Below are 16,950 nucleotides of genomic sequence, written 5' to 3' on the forward strand. Positions count from 1 at the left end.
CGTGGGGGCCGTTGCTTTGACGGCCCGTCGGCCCGGCGGCCTGACGGGTCTTTGGTTGTTTGGTGAAGACCGAACAACTTCCGGAATGATCTCCGCCGGTGGCGGTAGTCGTAGAAGGGTCGCATCCGGCCAGTTAGGCTGGTTGTGGCGTCGCCGCCCCTGCGGGGGAGGTCACGGCGGCAGCGAAGCCTGGTTCATGCTCCGCAAGCTGCCAGGTCAGCGCAGTGAGGGCCCGATGCTGGAGCGTCGGGCCCTCGCCTATTGGTGGACCGCGCGCCCATGGTGCGCCCACGGGCGCACACCCCCGGGCCGGTTCGGGAAGGACCGGGCCAGTGCGGGCCAGTACGGGGATGGTTCCCGCAGGCTGGGGCGTCGACGCAGGTCAGATGGGGTGCCGGTTGCGGTTCAAGTCCGGCTCCGGGCACCCCCCGTCCCCCGGCCCGCGGGGGGAGAGCGGCGGAGAACCGGCCCTCGGGGACCGCTGCCGGGGGACGCGGCGGGAACGCCGCCGGGCACTTCCGTCCCCGGAGCGAGCACATCCTCCCCGCGCTCGCGGTCCTCAGGAGGCCGCGGGATCGTCGCGCCATCCGTCGCTGTGCAGAAAACCCTGGATGGTGCGCCGCCGCCCGGCGTGCTCCCGGACCCGCTCCGCGTACTTCTCCTCCTCGACGGCGGGAATGCCCGCACGGTGGAGGACCGACAGGGGAGGGGCGGGAAGCTCCCGTTCGGCCCGGGTGAAGAACTGGCCCCGCAGGGTGTCCAGCACCTGGTCCAGAGCCGCCAGCAGGGGGCCGGTCGCCGAGGGGTCGGGACGGGCGGAGGGCGCCGCTCCGGCGTGCAGCAGCAGCAAGGCGTCGTCGAGGGCCGCGATGGCACGGGAGGGGGCCTTGGAGCGCGAGGCCGAGTGGAAGTAGTGGACGACCGGGTAGGCCAGATGCTGCTCGCCCATGCGCAGCAGGGGAGCGGTCAGGGAGACCAGGTGCTGGTTGAACATGGAGCTGAAGGCCGTACCCGTCCACCCTCCGGCGACGATGCGGGCGGCATCCCGGCCAAGGGCGTGAATCTGTTCGGCGAGCACGCGCTTGTGGACGACGGCCTCGACCACCTGGACCAGATACGTGATGGACAGGGTCACCAGGAAGAGTCCCGAGAGGGTGGCGACGGTGGTGGCCCCCTGCGCCCAGGGGCTGCCCGGCACATAGTCGCCGGTGCCCAGGGTGAACACGGTGTAGCCCGTGTAGTACACCCGGGTCCAGGCGTCGGCGGGCTCGGCGGTGCGCGAGGCGACCACAGCGCTGTCCTCGGCGGTGAAGACCAGCCACCACCCCGTCCACAGCAGCACGGTCCAGCTGAGGAAGGTGGCCACGAGCGTCACCCGTGCCGGTCAGCTCCAGCAGCCTGCCGCCACGGGGAGCCCTGGTGTGCAGGGCCAGCAGCACCCGCCACACTCCCGCGGCCACCCGGCCGCTGACCGGCCCGGTGCCCGTGGCCATGGACAGCGACGTCACCAGGGCGTCGGCGAGCGCCAGCGCGGCCAGAGCACAGCCGCCGAGAAGCAGCAGCGGGTTCACTCCGCGGCCCCCGGTCCGCGGCGGGCGGCCTTGCGGTAGAGCGCCAGGCCCGGGGCGGTGGTCACGCCGTGCGCCACGGTGCTGGCGGCCACGACCAGAGTGCCGGCGGCCAGGACGACCGGGTCGGCGCCGAGCCGGTGGGCCTCCAGGGTCAGGTAGAACAGCGCCGAGACGCCGATGGGCCCGAACCAGCCCAGGAAGACGGCGTCACGCCAGGTGAGCCGGAGCGGTCGCTTCAGGGCCAGCAGGACCGGCAGCCGGCGCAGCAGCAGCACACCGAGGACCAGCAGGACGGCGCGCCACCAGCCCAGCTCCCCCCACTCGCGCCAGGGGATCATGGCACCCAGCACCGTGAACAGCGGCAGGACCAGCAGGCGGTTGACCGACTCGTCCACCTTGTCGTCCTCGGTGCGGTCGCGCGCGGAACTCGTCGCGTTGAAGGCCAGGCCGCCGGTGAACACGGTGAGGATGCCGTCGAGCCGGAGCAGCCCGGACGCGCCGAGCAGGACCAGGGCCAGCAGCAGGGTGTAGAGGAGCAGCGGACCGGAGCCCACGGCGCCCTCGCGCTCCGCCCAGCGCAGCGCTCCGCCGGCGAGCAGGCCGGCCGCCGCTCCGAGGACGACCGCGCCGAGAACCTGCCACAGGGACTCCAGGAGCGCGTCCGTGCCCGAGAGGGGCCCGGCGATCGCCACCGCGGCCAGCACCAGGGGCAGCGCCAGGCCGTCGTTGGAACCGGACTCGAGGGAGAGCAGCTGCCGGGTCCGCTCGGTGACGCCCTTCTCGGCCGGCTCTCCGGTGACCACGCTGGAGGCCAGGACCGGGTCGGTCGGGCACAGCGCCGCACCCAGCAGCAGCGCCGTGCCCAGGCCGACGCCGAGGGCGGCGGCCGACACCGCCGTGGTGAGCAGCGCCATCCCGGCCATCGCCACGACGAGGAGCACGGCAACCGGCCGGACCCGCGACCGGGCCGCGCGGAACGGATAGCGCAGGGCCACGGCCATCACCGACAGCGCCAGCAGCAGGCGGGAGAACTCGTGCAGCTCCTTGTGACCCTCCACCACGGTGGGCAGGTCGACGACTCCCAGCACTTCCGGGCCGAAGAGGATTCCGGTCAGCAGGGCGAGCAGCGGTCCGCTCAGTGGGAGGCGGTGGATGAGAGCGGAGCCGGCGGCCACCGCCAGGGCCAGGGCGCCGGTGATCGTCAGCAGAAGGTCCAGCACGTGCATCCGGCTTCCCCGCTCCTGGTCTCGGTATGTTCCCCGGTGGTTCATCCGGCGGGCACCGTGATGCGGGCACCGTGATGACGGGGCCGGAACCGGCCGGACGGGGCCGGGCCCGGGTGGCGCGTCACCGCCGGGAGCCAGGCGTACCCGGCGGGAGCGGCCACCACGCCCCGGCGCGTGCCGCCCTCGGCCACCCGGGTGTTCCGGGACGGCGCCGGAAAGGCGTGAGGCCGTCCGTCCGGCCGCTTCCGGCGGAGTCCGGGAACCTGACGGGGAAAAACCTTCGCGTCCCCGGTGTGCCGCCGGGCGTCATCGCGGGAATGTGTATCCGGGCGACATCGTTGACGGTGTCGCCTGCAAAGATCCTCCCTGAGCACTAGGGTGATTTTTTTGCTAAGCCATTACTCTTGAGGCAAGGTCGCGCAGGGCGGCCACGGAGGAGTGAGATGAGGAGCAGCAACCCGGTCTTCTCGCGACGGGGATTCAGCCGCGACAACGGTTACGCGGGCTTCAACGCGGCGCCGCAGGCCGGGGGCCCCGCCGCTGTCCAGACGGGCAACCCGTACGCGGGCACGAACCCGTACGCACAGCAGGCCCAGCCGCAGCAGATGCACGGCGCGCCGCCGCAGGCCGACCGGATGACGATGGACGACGTCGTCATGCGGACCGGTATGACGCTCGGCACCGTCGTCGTCGGTGCCGCCATCGCCTGGCTCATGGAGATGCCGCTCGGCCTGGCCATCGGCGCCGCGCTGATCGCGATGGTCCTCGGGCTGGTCCAGGCGTTCAAGCGCAAGCCCTCCCCGCCCCTGATCCTGGCGTACGCCGCCTTCGAAGGCCTCTTCCTCGGGGCGCTCAGCGGCTTCATCAACGAGCGCTTCGACGGCGCGCCGATGCAGGCAGTGCTCGGCACGATGGCGGTCTTCGCCGGTGTGCTCATCGCCTACAAGACGCGGATCATCCGGGTCACGCAGCGGTTCTACCGCTTCGTGATGGCGGCCGCGATCGGCTTCGTGCTGCTGACCGCGGTGAACCTGCTGTTCATGGCCTTCGGCGGCGGTGACGGCCTCGGCTTCCGCAGCGGCGGCCTGGGCATCGTCTTCGGCATCGTCGGCATCGTTCTCGGCGCCGCCTTCCTCGCCCTCGACTTCAAGCAGGTCGAGGACGGCCTGGCCTACGGCGCTCCGCGCGAGGAGTCCTGGCTGGCCGCGTTCGGCCTCACGCTGACCCTGGTGTGGATCTACCTGGAGATGCTGCGGCTGATCGCGATCCTGCGCGGAGACTGACGTTCCCGCGGCGGGCGGTGCGAACCGTCCCCGAGCGGCGCGAGTGACACGTGACACGACGAGGGGTCCGGAGGCGGAAAGCCTCCGGACCCCTTTCGCGTTCTCGCGCCGCCGCGTTTCCTGTCGCCGCGCCCGGCGCGCCGGACGGGGGCGGACTTACGGGGATGGACCTCCCTCAGAGAAGCTTGCGCGCGGCTCGCCTCAGGTCGTGTTCGTGAATGATCGCTTTGGCATGGCCGTAGGCGAGATTGTGTTCGCCCCGCAGCCAGCTGACCTTTTCCTCGAAGCGGAAGAGCGCGGGACCTTCGTCGACGGTGCGCAGCCAGTCGGCGATATCGCGGCCGGTGCAATGGGGGATGCGGGAGAGCAGGTTCCGGTGAGTCTCTTCCGAGAAGACTTGGGACATCGGCGCCTCCGGGCGGTTCCAATGCTGGTCCTTCACGTCACCGTGCCTGAGCGTTCGTCCCTTGGCAATGGTCCGGAAGGCCCCATACGCTTCCGGCGTGCTGGATGTAACGCCCCTGGAGACCGCCGTCGACCGGCTCGCCGACCGCCTGCGCGCCGCGCCCCGGAGCCGGCTGCGCCGCGGCGCGGCGGAGCAAGGGCTGGAGCTGGCCCGCGCGTTGGCGGTGCGCGCCCAGCGGATCGAGTTCCCCGGCCGGGAGCCGCTGGTGATGCCGGAGGCGGGGCTGTTCACGGTGGCCGATCAGGTCGCCGTCGCGGGACACGACCTGGCGGCGGCCCTGCGCGGTGCGGGCGGCGGTACGGGCGACCGCGGTACGGAGGGCGTCGGTACGGACGGCGGCGGGGGCGCGGAAGCGGTCGCGGCGGAGCTGGCCGAGGCGGTGGCGCTCGTCGGGGCGGCGGCGCGGCGCTGCGGCTGCTGAGCCCCGGGCCTCCGGGGCCGGTCCGCCCCTCCCGGGGGGTGCGCCGTCAGAGCGAGGCGATGACCCGGTCCGCGAGGACGTAGATGCTCTCCTGGCCGCAGGCGAACGTCAGGGCGTACGCGCCGGAGACGCCCGAGCCGCCGAGGAGGAACGGGACGGTGCCCTCCTCCAGGGCCGCCACCAGGTGCTCCGCGGTCTCGCGGTGGCCCGGGGTCATGCAGACCGTCGTGCCGTCGGCGAAGACGTAGACGTCGAGCGTGCCGAGCGGGCCGGGGCGGACGTCCACCAGGGGTATGCCGTCCTCGGCCAGTTCCGCGAGGAGCGCGATGGTGCGTTCGTGGTGGGCCGTGGCCGAGGTGTGGGGGGTGAAGTCCGGGTGGGAGGGGTGGCGCCTGCGGGCGGCGGCCAGCTCCGGGGACTCGGCCGGCTCCTCGATCTCCACGTCCGCGTCGTCCTCCTCGCCGGCGTCGAGGGCGCTCAGGGAGTCCGCGGCGAGGAAGGACTCCAGGCCGGTCGGGTCGGGCTGGCGGGGGAGGAGGCCCGGGCCGTCCTCGCCGTATCCGGCGAGGCCGCTGAGCAGGGTGGCGTCGGCGGCGTCACGGGCCTCCTGGGCGGCCCAGAAGGCGCGGGCCTCGGCGAGTTCGCGCTCCCGCTCCTCGGCGAGGGCCTGGGTGACGGCCGTCCGTATCTCCTCGGCGGGCGTGGGGCGGGGGGAGGGCAGCCGCGCGGCGGTGCGGTCGGTGGCGGCCAGTTCGGCCCGCAGGGCCGTGATCTGCCGGCGCACCCCGTGAGCGGCGTGCAGGGCCGCGGCTCCCGCGGCCGTGGCGGCGGACGCGGCCAGCAGCAGGGCGATGGACATGGCGCTCACTGACGTTCTCCCGGAATCGACGGCTCCCCAAGAATTCCTACCTCAGCTTGATGGTGGCTCCGCGCGGATGTCAGTGCGGAACCTCACCAAACGGACGGCCGGCGTTGCCGATACGTTTCTGCTTCAACCGCCTGAGCTGCGGTAACGGCCTCTCCGGGGAGGTAGATCACATCCTGGGGGAGATTAGGTCACGACGGGGTCAGCCGGGTGGCCGCGGCCGCACCGTCCGTGACCGGCTTCCGTTTCGGCCGGTGCGGGGCCGCGGAGTCCGCCGCCAAGGCGGGGGCGTGCCTTCCGTTTCCCGGTGTGCGCCGCTGCCTCCCGGCGGTCCGTGCTCCGCCTTCCGCTTCCCCGTTCCGGAGCCGCCGGGCCGCCGGGTCCGCCCGCCGCGACGGACGGGGCCGCACCGCGGTCTCCCGTGGTGCGGCCCCGTCCTCGTGCAGTCCGGTCCGGTCCGGCCGGTCGCCGGCCCGTACGGCTCAGCTCAGGCGCTCGATGACCATCGCCATGCCCTGGCCGCCGCCGACGCACATCGTCTCCAGGCCGAACTGCTTGTCGTGCCACTGCAGGGAGTTGATGAGCGTGCCGGTGATCCGGGCGCCCGTCATGCCGAACGGGTGGCCGACGGCGATGGCGCCGCCGTTGACGTTGAGCCGGTCCAGGTCGATGCCCAGGTCCTGGTAGGAGGGGATGACCTGCGCGGCGAACGCCTCGTTGATCTCGACGAGGTCGATGTCGCCGATGGAGAGCCCGGCCCGGCTCAGCGCCTGCTTGCTGGCCTCGACCGGCCCGTAGCCCATGATCTCCGGAGACAGGCCCGAGACGCCGGTGGAGACGATCCGGGCGAGCGGCGTCAGGCCCAGCTCGCGCGCCTTGGTGTCGGACATGATCACCAGGGCGGCGGCGCCGTCGTTCAGCGGGCAGCAGTTGCCGGCCGTCACCAGTCCGTCGGGGCGGAAGACGGGCTTGAGGCCCGAGACGCCCTCCAGGGTGACGCCCGCGCGGGGGCCGTCGTCCTTGGCCACGACGGTGCCGTCCGGGGTGGTGACCGGAGTGATCTCCCGCTCCCAGAAGCCGTTCTTGATGGCCTCCTCGGCGAGGTTCTGCGAGCGCACGCCGAACTCGTCCATCTCCCGGCGGGTGACGCCCTTGAGGCGCGCCAGGTTCTCGGCGGTCTGGCCCATCGAGATGTACGCGTCGGGGATCAGGCCCTCCTCGCGCGGGTCGTGCCAGTCGGTGCCCTCCTGCTCGGCGCGCGCGGCGGTGCGGGCCTGCGCCTCGTCGAACAGCGGGTTCTGGGTGCCGGGCATCCCGTCCGAGGTGCCGTTGACCTGGCGCGAGACCGTCTCGACGCCCGCCGAGATGAAGACGTCGCCCTCGCCGGCCTTGATGGCGTGCAGGGCCATCCGGGAGGTCTGGAGGGAGGAGGAGCAGTAGCGGGTGACGGTGCAGCCCGGCAGGTGGTCCATGCCCATCTGCACGGCGACGATCCGGCCCAGGTTGTGGCCCTGCTCGCCGCCGGGGAGGCCGCAGCCGAGCATCAGGTCGTCGATGTCGTGCGGGTCGAGCTCCGGGACCTTGGCGAGCGCGGCCTGAATGATCGTGGCGGTCAGGTCGTCCGGGCGGACGTCCTTGAGCGAGCCCTTGAAGGCCCGGCCGATCGGGGAGCGGGCGGCTGAGACGATCACGGCTTCGGGCATCACGGCTCCAAGAGGGGGCGAGAAGGCAGGACTGAGTGGGAAGTTACCTCCACGTACAGCCCGGGTCACGGTCTGAGGTGTGTGACACCGGCCTCTTTTCTAAGCGCTTGCTCAGCTCTTTCGGAAGGCCCGGACCAGCGCTTGTGCGGCTGCACCGCCCGGCCCGCGAGCCCTTGGTACGGGGGCACAGACGGCCCGTTCGGGGCGGGCTTCCTCCGGCCCCGCGGCTCCCCGGGACCCCGTCGGCTCGGTCCGCGCACCGGGCGCGCGGGGCGCTCGTCCGCCCCGCCGGGCGGCCGGCCGCCGCTCCCGGCATCGCCCGGACGAGCGACCCGGCGACCGCCGGGCGGCGGTCAGCCGGCCACCCGTCCGGTCGCCCGGCCGGACGACCGCTCCGGCCCGCGCCCCGGCTTCCGGTCCGGCGCCCGCCCGGGCCCGCGCTCCGGCGTGCGCTCCGTCCCGTGTTCCGGTTCCCGCTCCGGCTCTCCCTCCGGCTCCCGGCCGGGCTGCCGTCCACCGTCCGCCGCCGGGGCGTCGTCCTTGGGGAGCTGGCGCCGCCTCCGGTGCTTGAGCAGCGCCCACGGGCCGCGCGCCGGCCCCGCGCCCGCCGCCGTGCCCCCGGCCGCGGCCACCTCCGTACCGCCCTCGGAAGCCGCCCGCGCCGCCGCCTGGGCGACCGGCAGGATGCCCTCGGCCCGCGAGACGTCCAGCCGCTCCTCCGGCCACAGCCCCAGGGCCGCGCACAGGGTCGGCAGCACGGCCATCGCGGCCGTGGCGTACCCCTCCGCCGAGGGGTGGTAGTTGTCCGGTCCGAACAGCTCGCGCGGGTTGGCCTCGAACTCCGGGCCCAGCAGGGAGCCGAGGGATACCGTGCGGCCGCCCTGCTCGACCACGCCGATCGTCTGCGCCGCCGCCAGCTGCCTGCTGAGCCGGCGCGCCACCCAGCGCAGCGGCTGGTACACGGGTTCGATCGTGCCCAGGTCCGGGCAGGTGCCCACCACCACCTGGCAGCCTGCCTCCCGCAGCCTGCGCACGGCGTCCGAGAGCAGCCGTACGGACTGGGCGGCCGGCACCCGGTTGGTGACGTCGTTCGCACCGATCATGATCACGCAGGTGTGGGGGACCTGCGTCCGGTCCGCCAGCAGCAGCGACACCTGGCGGTCCAGATCCCCGGACATCGCCCCCGACAGCGCCACGTTGCGCAGCAGCACCGGCCGCTCGGCCACCGCCGCCAGCCCCGACGCGAGCAGCGCGCCCGGCGTCTCGCGCGCCCGGTGCACGCCCTGCCCGGCCGCCGTGGAGTCGCCGAGGAAGCCCAGCCGCAGCGGTTCCCGGTCCGACAGCAGGGCGAACGAGGCTCCGTAACAGCCGTCCGCCCGCGGCGGCTCACCGTCCGGGACGCCCACCAGGCGCCGCGCCCACCGCATCTCCGCCAGCAGCAGCCCGACGGCGGCGCCGCCCAGGAGCCCCGCGCCACCACCGCCGTAGGCCGCCGCGGCGGCGATGCGCCGCGCCACCCTCGCCCTGGACACCGACATCTCCGCCCCGCTTCCCGGCCGCCAGCCGCTGGCACGCCTACCGGTTCCTTGCCCCGCCGCGCCCCCTTCGCAACGCCCGCGCACGGCGGGCACACCACCCGGAGCGCGCAATAGGCTGGTGGGACGGGCACCCGAACAGCGACCGCCCCCTATTGCGGAGACCCCGCCGAACCTGGAGACGTCGTGCAGTATCACGATTCGATGATCGAGCTTGTCGGCAACACCCCGCTGGTGAAGCTCAACCACGTGACGGAAGGGCTGTCGGCGACGGTCCTGGCCAAGGTCGAGTACTTCAATCCCGGCGGGTCGGTGAAGGACCGGATCGCCCTGCGGATGATCGAGGCGGCCGAGGAGTCCGGCGAGCTCCGCCCCGGCGGCACGATCGTCGAGCCGACCTCCGGCAACACCGGGGTGGGGCTGGCCATCGTGGCCCAGCAGAAGGGCTACAAGTGCGTCTTCGTCTGCCCGGACAAGGTCTCCACCGACAAGATCAACGTGCTGCGGGCGTACGGCGCCGAGGTCGTGGTCTGCCCCACCGCCGTGGACCCCGCGCACCCGGACTCGTACTACAACGTCTCCGACCGGCTCGTCCGTGAGATCCCGGGCGCCTGGAAGCCCGACCAGTACAGCAACCCCCACAACCCGCTCTCGCACTACCACTCGACCGGCCCGGAGCTCTGGGAGCAGACGGAGGGGAGGATCACCCACTTCGTCGCGGGCGTCGGCACCGGCGGGACCATCAGCGGCACCGGCCGCTATCTGAAGGAGGTCTCCGGCGGGAAGGTCAAGGTCATCGGCGCGGACCCGGAGGGCTCGGTCTACTCCGGCGGCTCCGGCCGGCCGTATCTCGTCGAGGGCGTGGGCGAGGACTTCTGGCCGGACGCCTACGACCGCGGGGTGGCCGACGAGATCGTCGCCGTCTCGGACAAGGACTCCTTCCGGATGACCCGGCGGCTCGCCCGCGAGGAGGGCCTGCTGGTCGGCGGTTCCTGCGGGATGGCCGTGGTGGGGGCGCTGAAGGTGGCCGAGCGGCTCGGGCCGGACGACGTGGTCGTCGTCCTGCTGCCGGACAGCGGCCGCGGCTACCTCAGCAAGATCTTCAACGACGAGTGGATGGCCGACTACGGCTTCCTGGAGGAGGGCGGCGGCGCCGCGCGCGTCGGCGACGTCCTGCGCGACAAGGACGGCGGGCTGCCCTCGCTGGTGCACATGCACCCGGAGGAGACGGTCGGCGAGGCCATCGACGTGCTGCGCGAGTACGGCGTCTCGCAGATGCCGATCGTGAAGCCGGGCGCCGGCCACCCGGACGTGATGGCGGCCGAGGTCATCGGCTCCGTCGTCGAACGGGACCTGCTCGACGCGCTGTTCACGCGGAGCGCCGATCTGAAGGACCCGCTGGAGAAGCACATGAGCGCGCCGCTGCCCCAGGTCGGGTCGGGCGAGCCGGTGGCGGATCTGATGGCGGTGCTGGAGAGCGCCGACGCGGCGGTGGTGCTGGTGGACGGCAAGCCGACCGGTGTCGTCAGCCGCCAGGACCTGCTGGCGTATCTGGCGAAGACCGCCAAGTAGCCCTCGTCGTAGGGAAGTTCGGGTGTTCCGGCAGAAGGTACGCGGACGACACGCACCCGCATCACGGCCTTAACAGTCGCGGGGCACAGTGGTGCATGTCGGCAGGGACACCGCACAGGTGAACGAGCCGGCACCCGAACGGCGCCAGGACATCCGGAGCGGCTCCCGGACCTCCATGGTCGCCCGGACGCGGCCTCCCGGTCAGGCTTCGGTCGCGTCCCGCGCGGGGACCGCCGTCGTCCCGCCCCTGGCGCTCGCGCCGGGGTGCGGCGGTCCCCGCCCATCGCTCTCCGCGCCCCGCGCACCCGGCCGCCCGGCCCCGCCGCGGCGCCGGGCGGCCGCGGACGGTTCCGGGGCCCGCACCGGCCGAGGGTTCCGTCCCGCGCTCGTGGCCCGCGCCCCGCTCCTCATTCCCCAAGGGGCGGGGCGTGCCGGGCCGCCTCGCCGGTGCGGTGGTCCGGCCGCGGAGCGGTGACCGGTCCGGCCGTCAGTCCCACTCGGAGGTCTGCCGGGGCTTCTCGCCGCGCTGGGAGCGGGACCAGGGCGCACGGCCGCTGCCGTGGACGGCGTTCACGCCGACGATGCCGATCCAGGAGACGATCAGGCCGGGCAGCCCCGCCACCCCGGCGCCGATCGCCGACAGCGGCACGGCCAGCACCAGCGAGATGATGCCGAAGCCGTACCGGTCGCCGAAGCTGTCACCGCAGCCCTCGCGGGCCCCCGGCGGACGGGAGCCGCGGGCGACGACCATCTGGCTCTCGGCGAGCTGCCGCCGCACCCGGCGGTCGACGGCGCCGTCCAGCTTCTCCAGAAACGAGTCGACGAGCTCCGACTCGTACTCCGGTCCCAGTTCCCCGCGCGCGTGCAGGGTGGCGTTGAGATCCTTCTTGAGCTCAGGGTCACGGGCTTCCATGATGACCACGCTAGAGACGACGGGCCCCCGGCACAGTGGGGACAACCCCCCAATCCGGGGCGGTGCCACCACCGGGCACCATGCTGGGGAGCGGTGGCCGTCGTCACCGCCGCCGTCGCTGCCGTCGTCGGCCGGCGATGCCCGGCCCGCCGCCGTCCCGCGGAAAGGAACCCTCCCGTGCCCGAACCCGCCGCCGACCGCCCCGCGGTTTCCGTCCCGAGCGCACCGGAGGCAGGTGCCGGGCCCGGTCCCGCCGCCGGTCCGCTGCTGCCCGCCCTGTCGCCGTCCGGCGGCCCGTCCGGCGGGGACGGTCCGGACGCGCTGGCCGTCGCCGGACGGTCCTGCTCGCGGGAGCGGCTGCTGGCCGCGGCGGGCGCGGTGGCCGCGCGGATCGCCGGGGCCCGGGCCGTCGCCGTGCACGCGGACGCGTCCCTGGAGACGGTCGCCGCGGTGGCCGGCGGGCTGCTGGCCGGGGTGCCCGTGGTCCCCGTGCCGCCGGACGCCGGCCCCGCCGAACGCGGGCACATCCTGCGGGACTCGGGCGCCGAACTGATGCTCGGGCGGCAGGGGACGGAAGAGGCCGCGGGCGCGGCGGCGTACGGCGGGCCGCAGGACTCGGAGCGGGGCGCCGGAGCGGGCAGCGGGCCGTCCGGGCCGGCGGCGGGAGACCCGCCGTCCGTGCCGTTCCTGCCGGTCGGTCTCGCCGAGCGCTCGGACTGGAACGCCCCGGAACCCGGCGCGGACACCACCGGGATGATCCTCTACACCTCCGGCACCACCGGCGCCCCCAAGGGCGCGCTCATCCCGCGCCGCGCCATGGCGGCCGGTCTGGACGGGCTCGCCGAGGCCTGGCGGTGGACGGCGGACGACACCCTGGTGCACGGGCTGCCGCTGTTCCACGTGCACGGCCTGGTGCTCGGCGTGCTGGGGGCGCTGCGCACCGGCTGCCGGCTGGTGCACACGGGACGGCCGCTTCCGGCGGCGTACGCGGCGGCCGGCGGCAGCCTGTACTTCGGGGTGCCCACCGTCTGGTCCCGGATCGCCGCCGACCCGGACGCGGCCCGCGCGCTGAGCGGCGCCCGGCTCCTGGTGTCGGGCAGCGCACCCCTGCCCACCCCGGTCTTCCGCGACCTCGAACGGCTCACCGGGCAGCGGCCGGTGGAGCGCTACGGTATGACGGAGACGCTGATCACCGTGTCCACCCGGGCCGACGGCGAACGGCGCCCCGGTTCGGTCGGGCTGCCGCTGCCGGGCGTGCGCACCCGGCTGGCCGCGGAGCCCGGGGCGGAGATCGGCGAACTGCAGCTGACCGGGCCGACGCTGTTCTCCGGCTATCTGAACCGCCCGGAGGCGACCGTCGCCTCGTACACCGCCGACGGCTGGTTCCGCACCGGTGACATCGCCGCCATCGGCGAGGACGGCCACCACCGCATCGTCGGCCGGGCCTCCACCGACCTCATCAAGTCCGGGGGGTACCGGATCGGTGCCGGGGAGGTGGAGAGCGCCCTGCTGGACCACCCCGCGGTGCGGGAGGCGGCCGTCGTCGGGGCGCCGCACCCGGATCTCGGGCAGCAGGTCGTCGCCTATGTCGTGGCCGAGGGCCCGGTCACCGAGCGGGAGCTCACCGACTTCGTGGCCGGCCATCTCTCCGTCCACAAGCGCCCCCGCGCGGTCCGCTTCCTGGACGCGCTGCCGCGCAACGCCATGGGCAAGCCGCAGAAGCGGCTGCTCCCGCCGCTCTGAGGGACGGCGGGGCGGGGACGCCGGACGGCGGGCCGGGCAGGCCGGGCAGGGCGGCCGGAGCTCTGCATAGACTCATGCAGATTCGTGACGGGTGAATGGCTCACGCCGAGGCGCGGGCCCGACGACGGGAGGCCCGATGTCCGGGACCGGCACGGGGAGGACGGCCGGCGGCGGGAACGCGGCCGGCGCCGCGGCCCGGCTGCAGAAGCTGTTCGAAGGACACCGGCTGACGCCCACGCAGCGCCGGATCGCGCACTGCATGGTGCGGCGGGCGGCCGACGCGCCGTTCCTGTCCAGCGTGGAGCTGGCCGAGCTCGCCGGGGTGAGCCAGCCGTCCGTGACCCGCTTCGCGGTCGCCCTGGGCTTCGACGGCTATCCGGCGCTGCGCCGGCACTTGCGGGACGTACCGGCCGCCGAGCGCGGTCCCGCCTCGGGCGCGTACAACGCCTACCAGCAGGCCGTGTACGCGGAGATGGAGAATCTGCGCCATCTGGCGTCGCTGCTCGCCGACCCGAAGCCGGTGGAGCACGCGGGGCGGCTGCTGGCCGCGTCGTGCCCGCTGCCGGTGCTCGGACTGCGCGCGGCCTCCGCGCAGGCGCGCGGATTCGCCTACTTCGCGGCCAAGGTGCACCCGGACGTCCGGCTGTTCGACGAGGGCGGCACGATGCTCGCCGACCGCGTCGACGCGGCCCGGCGCGCGGGCGCGAGCGCGTTGCTCTGCTTCGCGCTGCCGCGCCATCCGCGCGAGGTGACCGAGGCGCTCGACCACGCGCGCTCGGCCGGGCTGACCGTCGTGACCGTCGCCGACAGCGCCTTCGCGCCCGTCGCCCGCCACTCGGACCTGCTGCTGCCCGCGGCCGTCGGCACCGGGCTGGCGTTCGACACCGCCTGCGCGCCGATGATGCTCGGCCGCGTGCTGCTGGAGGCGATGTGCGACGGGCTGCCGGACGCGCAGGCCCGGCTGGAGGAGTTCGACGCCCGGGCCACCGCGCGCGGGCTCTTCGTCGACTAGCTGTTCTGTCCGGCGGGCACGCGCCGGGTGCTCGTCCGCAACCGCGGGACGGAGCGCCGAGGGCCGGAGAGGACGCGGCTTTCCTTATCCGTTTCTCATATGTCCTCACTACAATGCGCCCCTACCGAGACCGCATTCGAGGTGACATCGAGCGACAAGGAGGCCCGCTGTGGGGCGCGAGGCGGCGACGACGCTGGCACGCGTGGCGGTGATGGTGCGTGTGCCCGCGGTGTGGATGGGGTGGACCGGACTGGTGACCGCGGCGCTGGGCGCCGCCGTTCCCGTGAGCCTGCTGGGACGGCGGACCGGGCTGCTCGCGGGGGCCGCGCTGCTGCTGTTCGCGGCGGTGGCCGCGTTCGCCGCGCGGCGCGGACGGTACCGGGAGCTGGCGGACGGCGCCGCCCGGGCCGGGCGGCGGGACTTCCTGCAGGACCGCGCGGTGACCGCCCGGGTCTGGCGGCGCGGGCACCGCTGGTGGCTGTGGGCGGCGGCCGCCGCGGCCCTCGGGTCCTCCTTCGCGGCGCCGGCGGCGGGCGGGATGCTGCTCGCCGGGGCCGGTGCCGGACTGTGGGCCAAGGCCGTGTGGCTCGGCCGCTGGGAGCGGAAGCACGAGGCGCTGCTGTGGGTCCGTCCGGAGTGGGCCCGGCGCGGCCCTGCGGGCAAGGACACCCGGGGCTACCGGACGACGGGCATCGCCGCGGGCGACGCCGCGCCGGGCGGCGGGAAGCGGAAGGCGCTCCCGGCCGCGGGGGGCCCGGCGCCGGCGGCCGGCACCCGGAAGCGCACCGCGGCGGCGGTCTGACGGCGGTCCGCCGTCGGCCGCCTGCGGTGGCCGGGAAACTTGTGGCCGCCGGGAGCGGGGCCCGGGGCACCCCCTTCTCGTATCGCCCGTACGGACGTTCCGTCCGTACGGGCGTTCGCCTGCGCCGCCGTCCGGTGTCACTCCGAACGGGGCCCGCAGCGCCGGCCTGTTGACGGCCCACAGCGCGACCCCGATCAGCAGCAGCACGCCGGCGCGGATGTGGACGTCGGCGGCCCGGTCGGCCGGCGGGCCGGCCGGCAGCAGCGCGGTGACGGTGTGTGTGCGTGCCGGGAGAGGGACTACCCGGCCGGCGGCCGTTCGCATCCGTCAGAGCGACCTCAGTGCGCCGGGCCGGTCGCCGCCGCTCTCGGCCACGATCTCGTCGAGCGTCTGCGCGGGCCGTACGAGGGCGAAGCGCACGCCCCGGGAGGTGCGGACGAAGCCGTGGACGGCGGGCCGGGGCAGGCTGTTGTACGCGAAGTGGTTGGAGAAGTAGTACGCGCCGGTGTCGAGCAGCGCGGCCAGATCGCCGCTCTCCAGCCGCGGCAGCGGACGCCCGCGCGCCACCAGGTCGCCTGCGAAGCAGCACGGGCCCGCGATGTCCTGTTCGACCACCGGCCCGGTCTTCGGCCGCCCCTCCGCGTCGAACGCCGCCACCCGGAGGGGCCAGGAGTCCGGGGCGAAGACCGTGCGGGTGGCGAGCTGGGCGCCCGCGTGGGTGACGGCGATCGGCCGGCTCCCCGCCGTCTTGGCGTACTCCACCCGGGCCAGGACGGTGCCGTGCCTGGCGAGCAGGGACCGGCCGAACTCGGTCACCAGCCCGTACCGCCCGTCGAACAAGCCGGGTACGGCGTGCCGCAGCGTCCTCGCGTACTCCCGGTGCGTCGGGTGCTCGCGGTCCGAGGCGAAGTTGACGGAGAGGCCGCCGCCGATGTCCAGGGTGGTGATCCGCCGCTGCCCGGCGGCGTCGTTGATCTCCTCCGCCAGCTCGTAGGTCTCCCGCACGCCCCGGGCCATCAGCTCCGGCGGGATGCCCTGGGAACCGACGTGGGCGTGCAGCCGGGTGAGCCACGGCCGGTCGAGGAACGCGCGGACGAGCCAGGCACGCGCCCCCTCGTCGCGGAGCGGAACCCCGAACTTGGAGGTCTCCGTGGCGGTGGACAGCGCCTCGATGGTTCCGCCGCCGACCTGCGGGTTCACCCGCAGCCCGAGCGGTGAGGCGACCGGGGCCGCGTGGACGAGGTCGTCGATGCGGGCCAGTTCCTCCGCGTTGTCGGCGTTGACGGCGATCCCGAGCGCCAGGGCCTCGCGCAGCTCCGTGACCGACTTGGCGGGCGAGTCCAGGACGATCCGGGAGGGCGGCACACCGGCGGCGCGGGCCAGCGCCAGCTCACCGGGGCTCGCCACCTCGCAGCCCAGGCCCTCGTCGGCGAGCAGCGCCAGCACGGGCACCAGGGAGGCGGCCTTGACCGCGAAGGCGTGCAGCACGGGGGTGCCCGGCGCGGTGACCTCCTCGAAGGCGGCGCGCAGCCCGGCGGCGGAGGCCCGGATGCCGGCCACGTCCAGCAGCCCGATGACGGGGTCGGCGGGCCCGACGAGCCCCTGCCGCACGGCGGCGCGCACGGCCTGCTCCCGGCGCGCGGCGGTCTCCGCGGGGTCGTGCGGCTCCCCGCCCGCCGCCCCGGTGGTGTCGCTGGAGGTCATGGCACCACTCCACCACTCGCGACGCCTCCGTGCCCAGGACCGGCCCGGGCCCCGGTGGCGGGACGCGCCGGGGCGTGCGCGGGAGCGCGCGTCCGGCCACCGGCCTGTGCCTGCTCCGTCCGTGGCCGGCGGTC

The 16,950-nt window shown here is 74.6% G+C and carries 14 protein-coding genes; 6 read left to right on the forward strand and 8 right to left on the reverse strand.

The window, feature by feature from the left end; genetic code table 11:
* Positions 1 to 559 precede the first annotated feature (559 nt).
* Together SXIN_RS18670 and SXIN_RS18675 are read right to left on the reverse strand one after the other, a co-directional pair.
* Positions 560 to 1,366, reverse strand: a complete 807-nt coding sequence (locus SXIN_RS18670; protein WP_157916309.1) for a potassium channel family protein — start codon at positions 1,364 to 1,366, stop codon at positions 560 to 562.
* Positions 1,367 to 1,567: 201 nt separating this feature from the next.
* Positions 1,568 to 2,797 carry a cation:proton antiporter domain-containing protein gene (locus tag SXIN_RS18675; RefSeq protein WP_019711708.1) on the reverse strand — a complete coding sequence of 410 codons (1,230 nt, stop codon included), beginning with the start codon at positions 2,795 to 2,797 and terminating at the stop codon, positions 1,568 to 1,570.
* Positions 2,798 to 3,240: 443 nt separating this feature from the next.
* Here SXIN_RS18675 and SXIN_RS18680 point away from each other — a divergent pair, with 443 nt between their 5' ends.
* Positions 3,241 to 4,080, forward strand: a complete 840-nt coding sequence (locus SXIN_RS18680) for a Bax inhibitor-1/YccA family protein (RefSeq protein ID WP_019711706.1) — start codon at positions 3,241 to 3,243, stop codon at positions 4,078 to 4,080.
* A gap of 175 nt (positions 4,081 to 4,255) precedes the next feature.
* Here SXIN_RS18680 and SXIN_RS18685 read toward each other — a convergent pair whose 3' ends face one another.
* Positions 4,256 to 4,486, reverse strand: a complete 231-nt coding sequence (locus SXIN_RS18685) for a DUF4287 domain-containing protein (RefSeq protein WP_019711705.1) — start codon at positions 4,484 to 4,486, stop codon at positions 4,256 to 4,258.
* Between the two features lie 97 nt (positions 4,487 to 4,583).
* Here SXIN_RS18685 and SXIN_RS18690 point away from each other — a divergent pair, with 97 nt between their 5' ends.
* Positions 4,584 to 4,967 carry a hypothetical protein gene (locus tag SXIN_RS18690; RefSeq protein ID WP_095758100.1) on the forward strand — a complete coding sequence of 128 codons (384 nt, stop codon included), beginning with the start codon at positions 4,584 to 4,586 and terminating at the stop codon, positions 4,965 to 4,967.
* 46 nt (positions 4,968 to 5,013) lie between these two features.
* On the opposite strand, the gene SXIN_RS18695 is transcribed toward SXIN_RS18690, so the two are convergent.
* The 3 genes from SXIN_RS18695 to SXIN_RS18705 all read right to left on the reverse strand — a co-directional run bounded on the left by SXIN_RS18695 (position 5,014) and on the right by SXIN_RS18705 (position 9,073).
* Positions 5,014 to 5,835, reverse strand: coding sequence for a hypothetical protein (locus tag SXIN_RS18695; RefSeq protein ID WP_095757246.1), 822 nt, complete (start codon positions 5,833 to 5,835; stop codon positions 5,014 to 5,016).
* Between the two features lie 479 nt (positions 5,836 to 6,314).
* A complete protein-coding gene (locus SXIN_RS18700; protein ID WP_019711703.1) occupies positions 6,315 to 7,535 on the reverse strand; it encodes an acetyl-CoA C-acetyltransferase in 1,221 nt (406 codons plus the stop codon).
* A gap of 353 nt (positions 7,536 to 7,888) precedes the next feature.
* On the reverse strand, positions 7,889 to 9,073 hold the full coding sequence (locus tag SXIN_RS18705; protein ID WP_095757247.1) for an SGNH/GDSL hydrolase family protein: 1,185 nt from the start codon (positions 9,071 to 9,073) through the stop codon (positions 7,889 to 7,891).
* Positions 9,074 to 9,256: 183 nt separating this feature from the next.
* On the opposite strand from SXIN_RS18705, the gene SXIN_RS18710 reads away from it, so the two are divergent.
* Positions 9,257 to 10,642: a cystathionine beta-synthase gene (locus SXIN_RS18710; RefSeq protein ID WP_019711702.1), complete on the forward strand. Its 1,386-nt coding sequence runs from the start codon at positions 9,257 to 9,259 to the stop codon at positions 10,640 to 10,642.
* Between the two features lie 487 nt (positions 10,643 to 11,129).
* Here SXIN_RS18710 and SXIN_RS18715 read toward each other — a convergent pair whose 3' ends face one another.
* On the reverse strand, positions 11,130 to 11,555 hold the full coding sequence (locus SXIN_RS18715; RefSeq protein ID WP_039818613.1) for a hypothetical protein: 426 nt from the start codon (positions 11,553 to 11,555) through the stop codon (positions 11,130 to 11,132).
* A 276-nt stretch (positions 11,556 to 11,831) separates the two neighbouring features.
* Here SXIN_RS18715 and SXIN_RS18720 point away from each other — a divergent pair, with 276 nt between their 5' ends.
* The 3 genes from SXIN_RS18720 (at position 11,832) to SXIN_RS18730 (ending at position 15,112) form a co-directional block, all read left to right on the forward strand.
* On the forward strand, positions 11,832 to 13,298 hold the full coding sequence (locus SXIN_RS18720; protein WP_095758101.1) for an acyl-CoA synthetase: 1,467 nt from the start codon (positions 11,832 to 11,834) through the stop codon (positions 13,296 to 13,298).
* A gap of 136 nt (positions 13,299 to 13,434) precedes the next feature.
* A complete protein-coding gene (locus SXIN_RS18725; protein ID WP_019711700.1) occupies positions 13,435 to 14,310 on the forward strand; it encodes a MurR/RpiR family transcriptional regulator in 876 nt (291 codons plus the stop codon).
* A 169-nt stretch (positions 14,311 to 14,479) separates the two neighbouring features.
* Entirely contained in the window at positions 14,480 to 15,112 is a 633-nt protein-coding gene (locus SXIN_RS18730; RefSeq protein ID WP_238153803.1) for a hypothetical protein, read from the forward strand.
* A 327-nt stretch (positions 15,113 to 15,439) separates the two neighbouring features.
* On the opposite strand, the gene SXIN_RS18735 is transcribed toward SXIN_RS18730, so the two are convergent.
* Entirely contained in the window at positions 15,440 to 16,816 is a 1,377-nt protein-coding gene (locus SXIN_RS18735; protein WP_095757248.1) for a type III PLP-dependent enzyme domain-containing protein, read from the reverse strand.
* Between the last annotated feature and the right edge of the window lie 134 nt (positions 16,817 to 16,950).

Origin of the sequence: Streptomyces xinghaiensis S187 (genome assembly GCF_000220705.2) — a bacterium.
GTDB classification, from domain to species: Bacteria; Actinomycetota; Actinomycetes; order Streptomycetales; family Streptomycetaceae; genus Streptomyces; species Streptomyces xinghaiensis.

Bases quoted from the DNA above. Each gene is read 5' to 3' on its own strand.
- SXIN_RS18675 (WP_019711708.1), bottom strand. From the start codon at position 2,797: ATGCACGTGCTGGACCTTCTGCTGACGATCACCGGCGCCCTGGCCCTG.
- SXIN_RS18680 (WP_019711706.1), top strand. From the start codon at position 3,241: ATGAGGAGCAGCAACCCGGTCTTCTCGCGACGGGGATTCAGCCGCGAC.
- SXIN_RS18685 (WP_019711705.1), bottom strand. From the start codon at position 4,486: ATGTCCCAAGTCTTCTCGGAAGAGACTCACCGGAACCTGCTCTCCCGC.
- SXIN_RS18700 (WP_019711703.1), bottom strand. From the start codon at position 7,535: ATGCCCGAAGCCGTGATCGTCTCAGCCGCCCGCTCCCCGATCGGCCGG.
- SXIN_RS18705 (WP_095757247.1), bottom strand. From the start codon at position 9,073: ATGTCGGTGTCCAGGGCGAGGGTGGCGCGGCGCATCGCCGCCGCGGCG.
- SXIN_RS18715 (WP_039818613.1), bottom strand. From the start codon at position 11,555: ATGGAAGCCCGTGACCCTGAGCTCAAGAAGGATCTCAACGCCACCCTG.
- SXIN_RS18725 (WP_019711700.1), top strand. From the start codon at position 13,435: ATGTCCGGGACCGGCACGGGGAGGACGGCCGGCGGCGGGAACGCGGCC.
- SXIN_RS18735 (WP_095757248.1), bottom strand. From the start codon at position 16,816: ATGACCTCCAGCGACACCACCGGGGCGGCGGGCGGGGAGCCGCACGAC.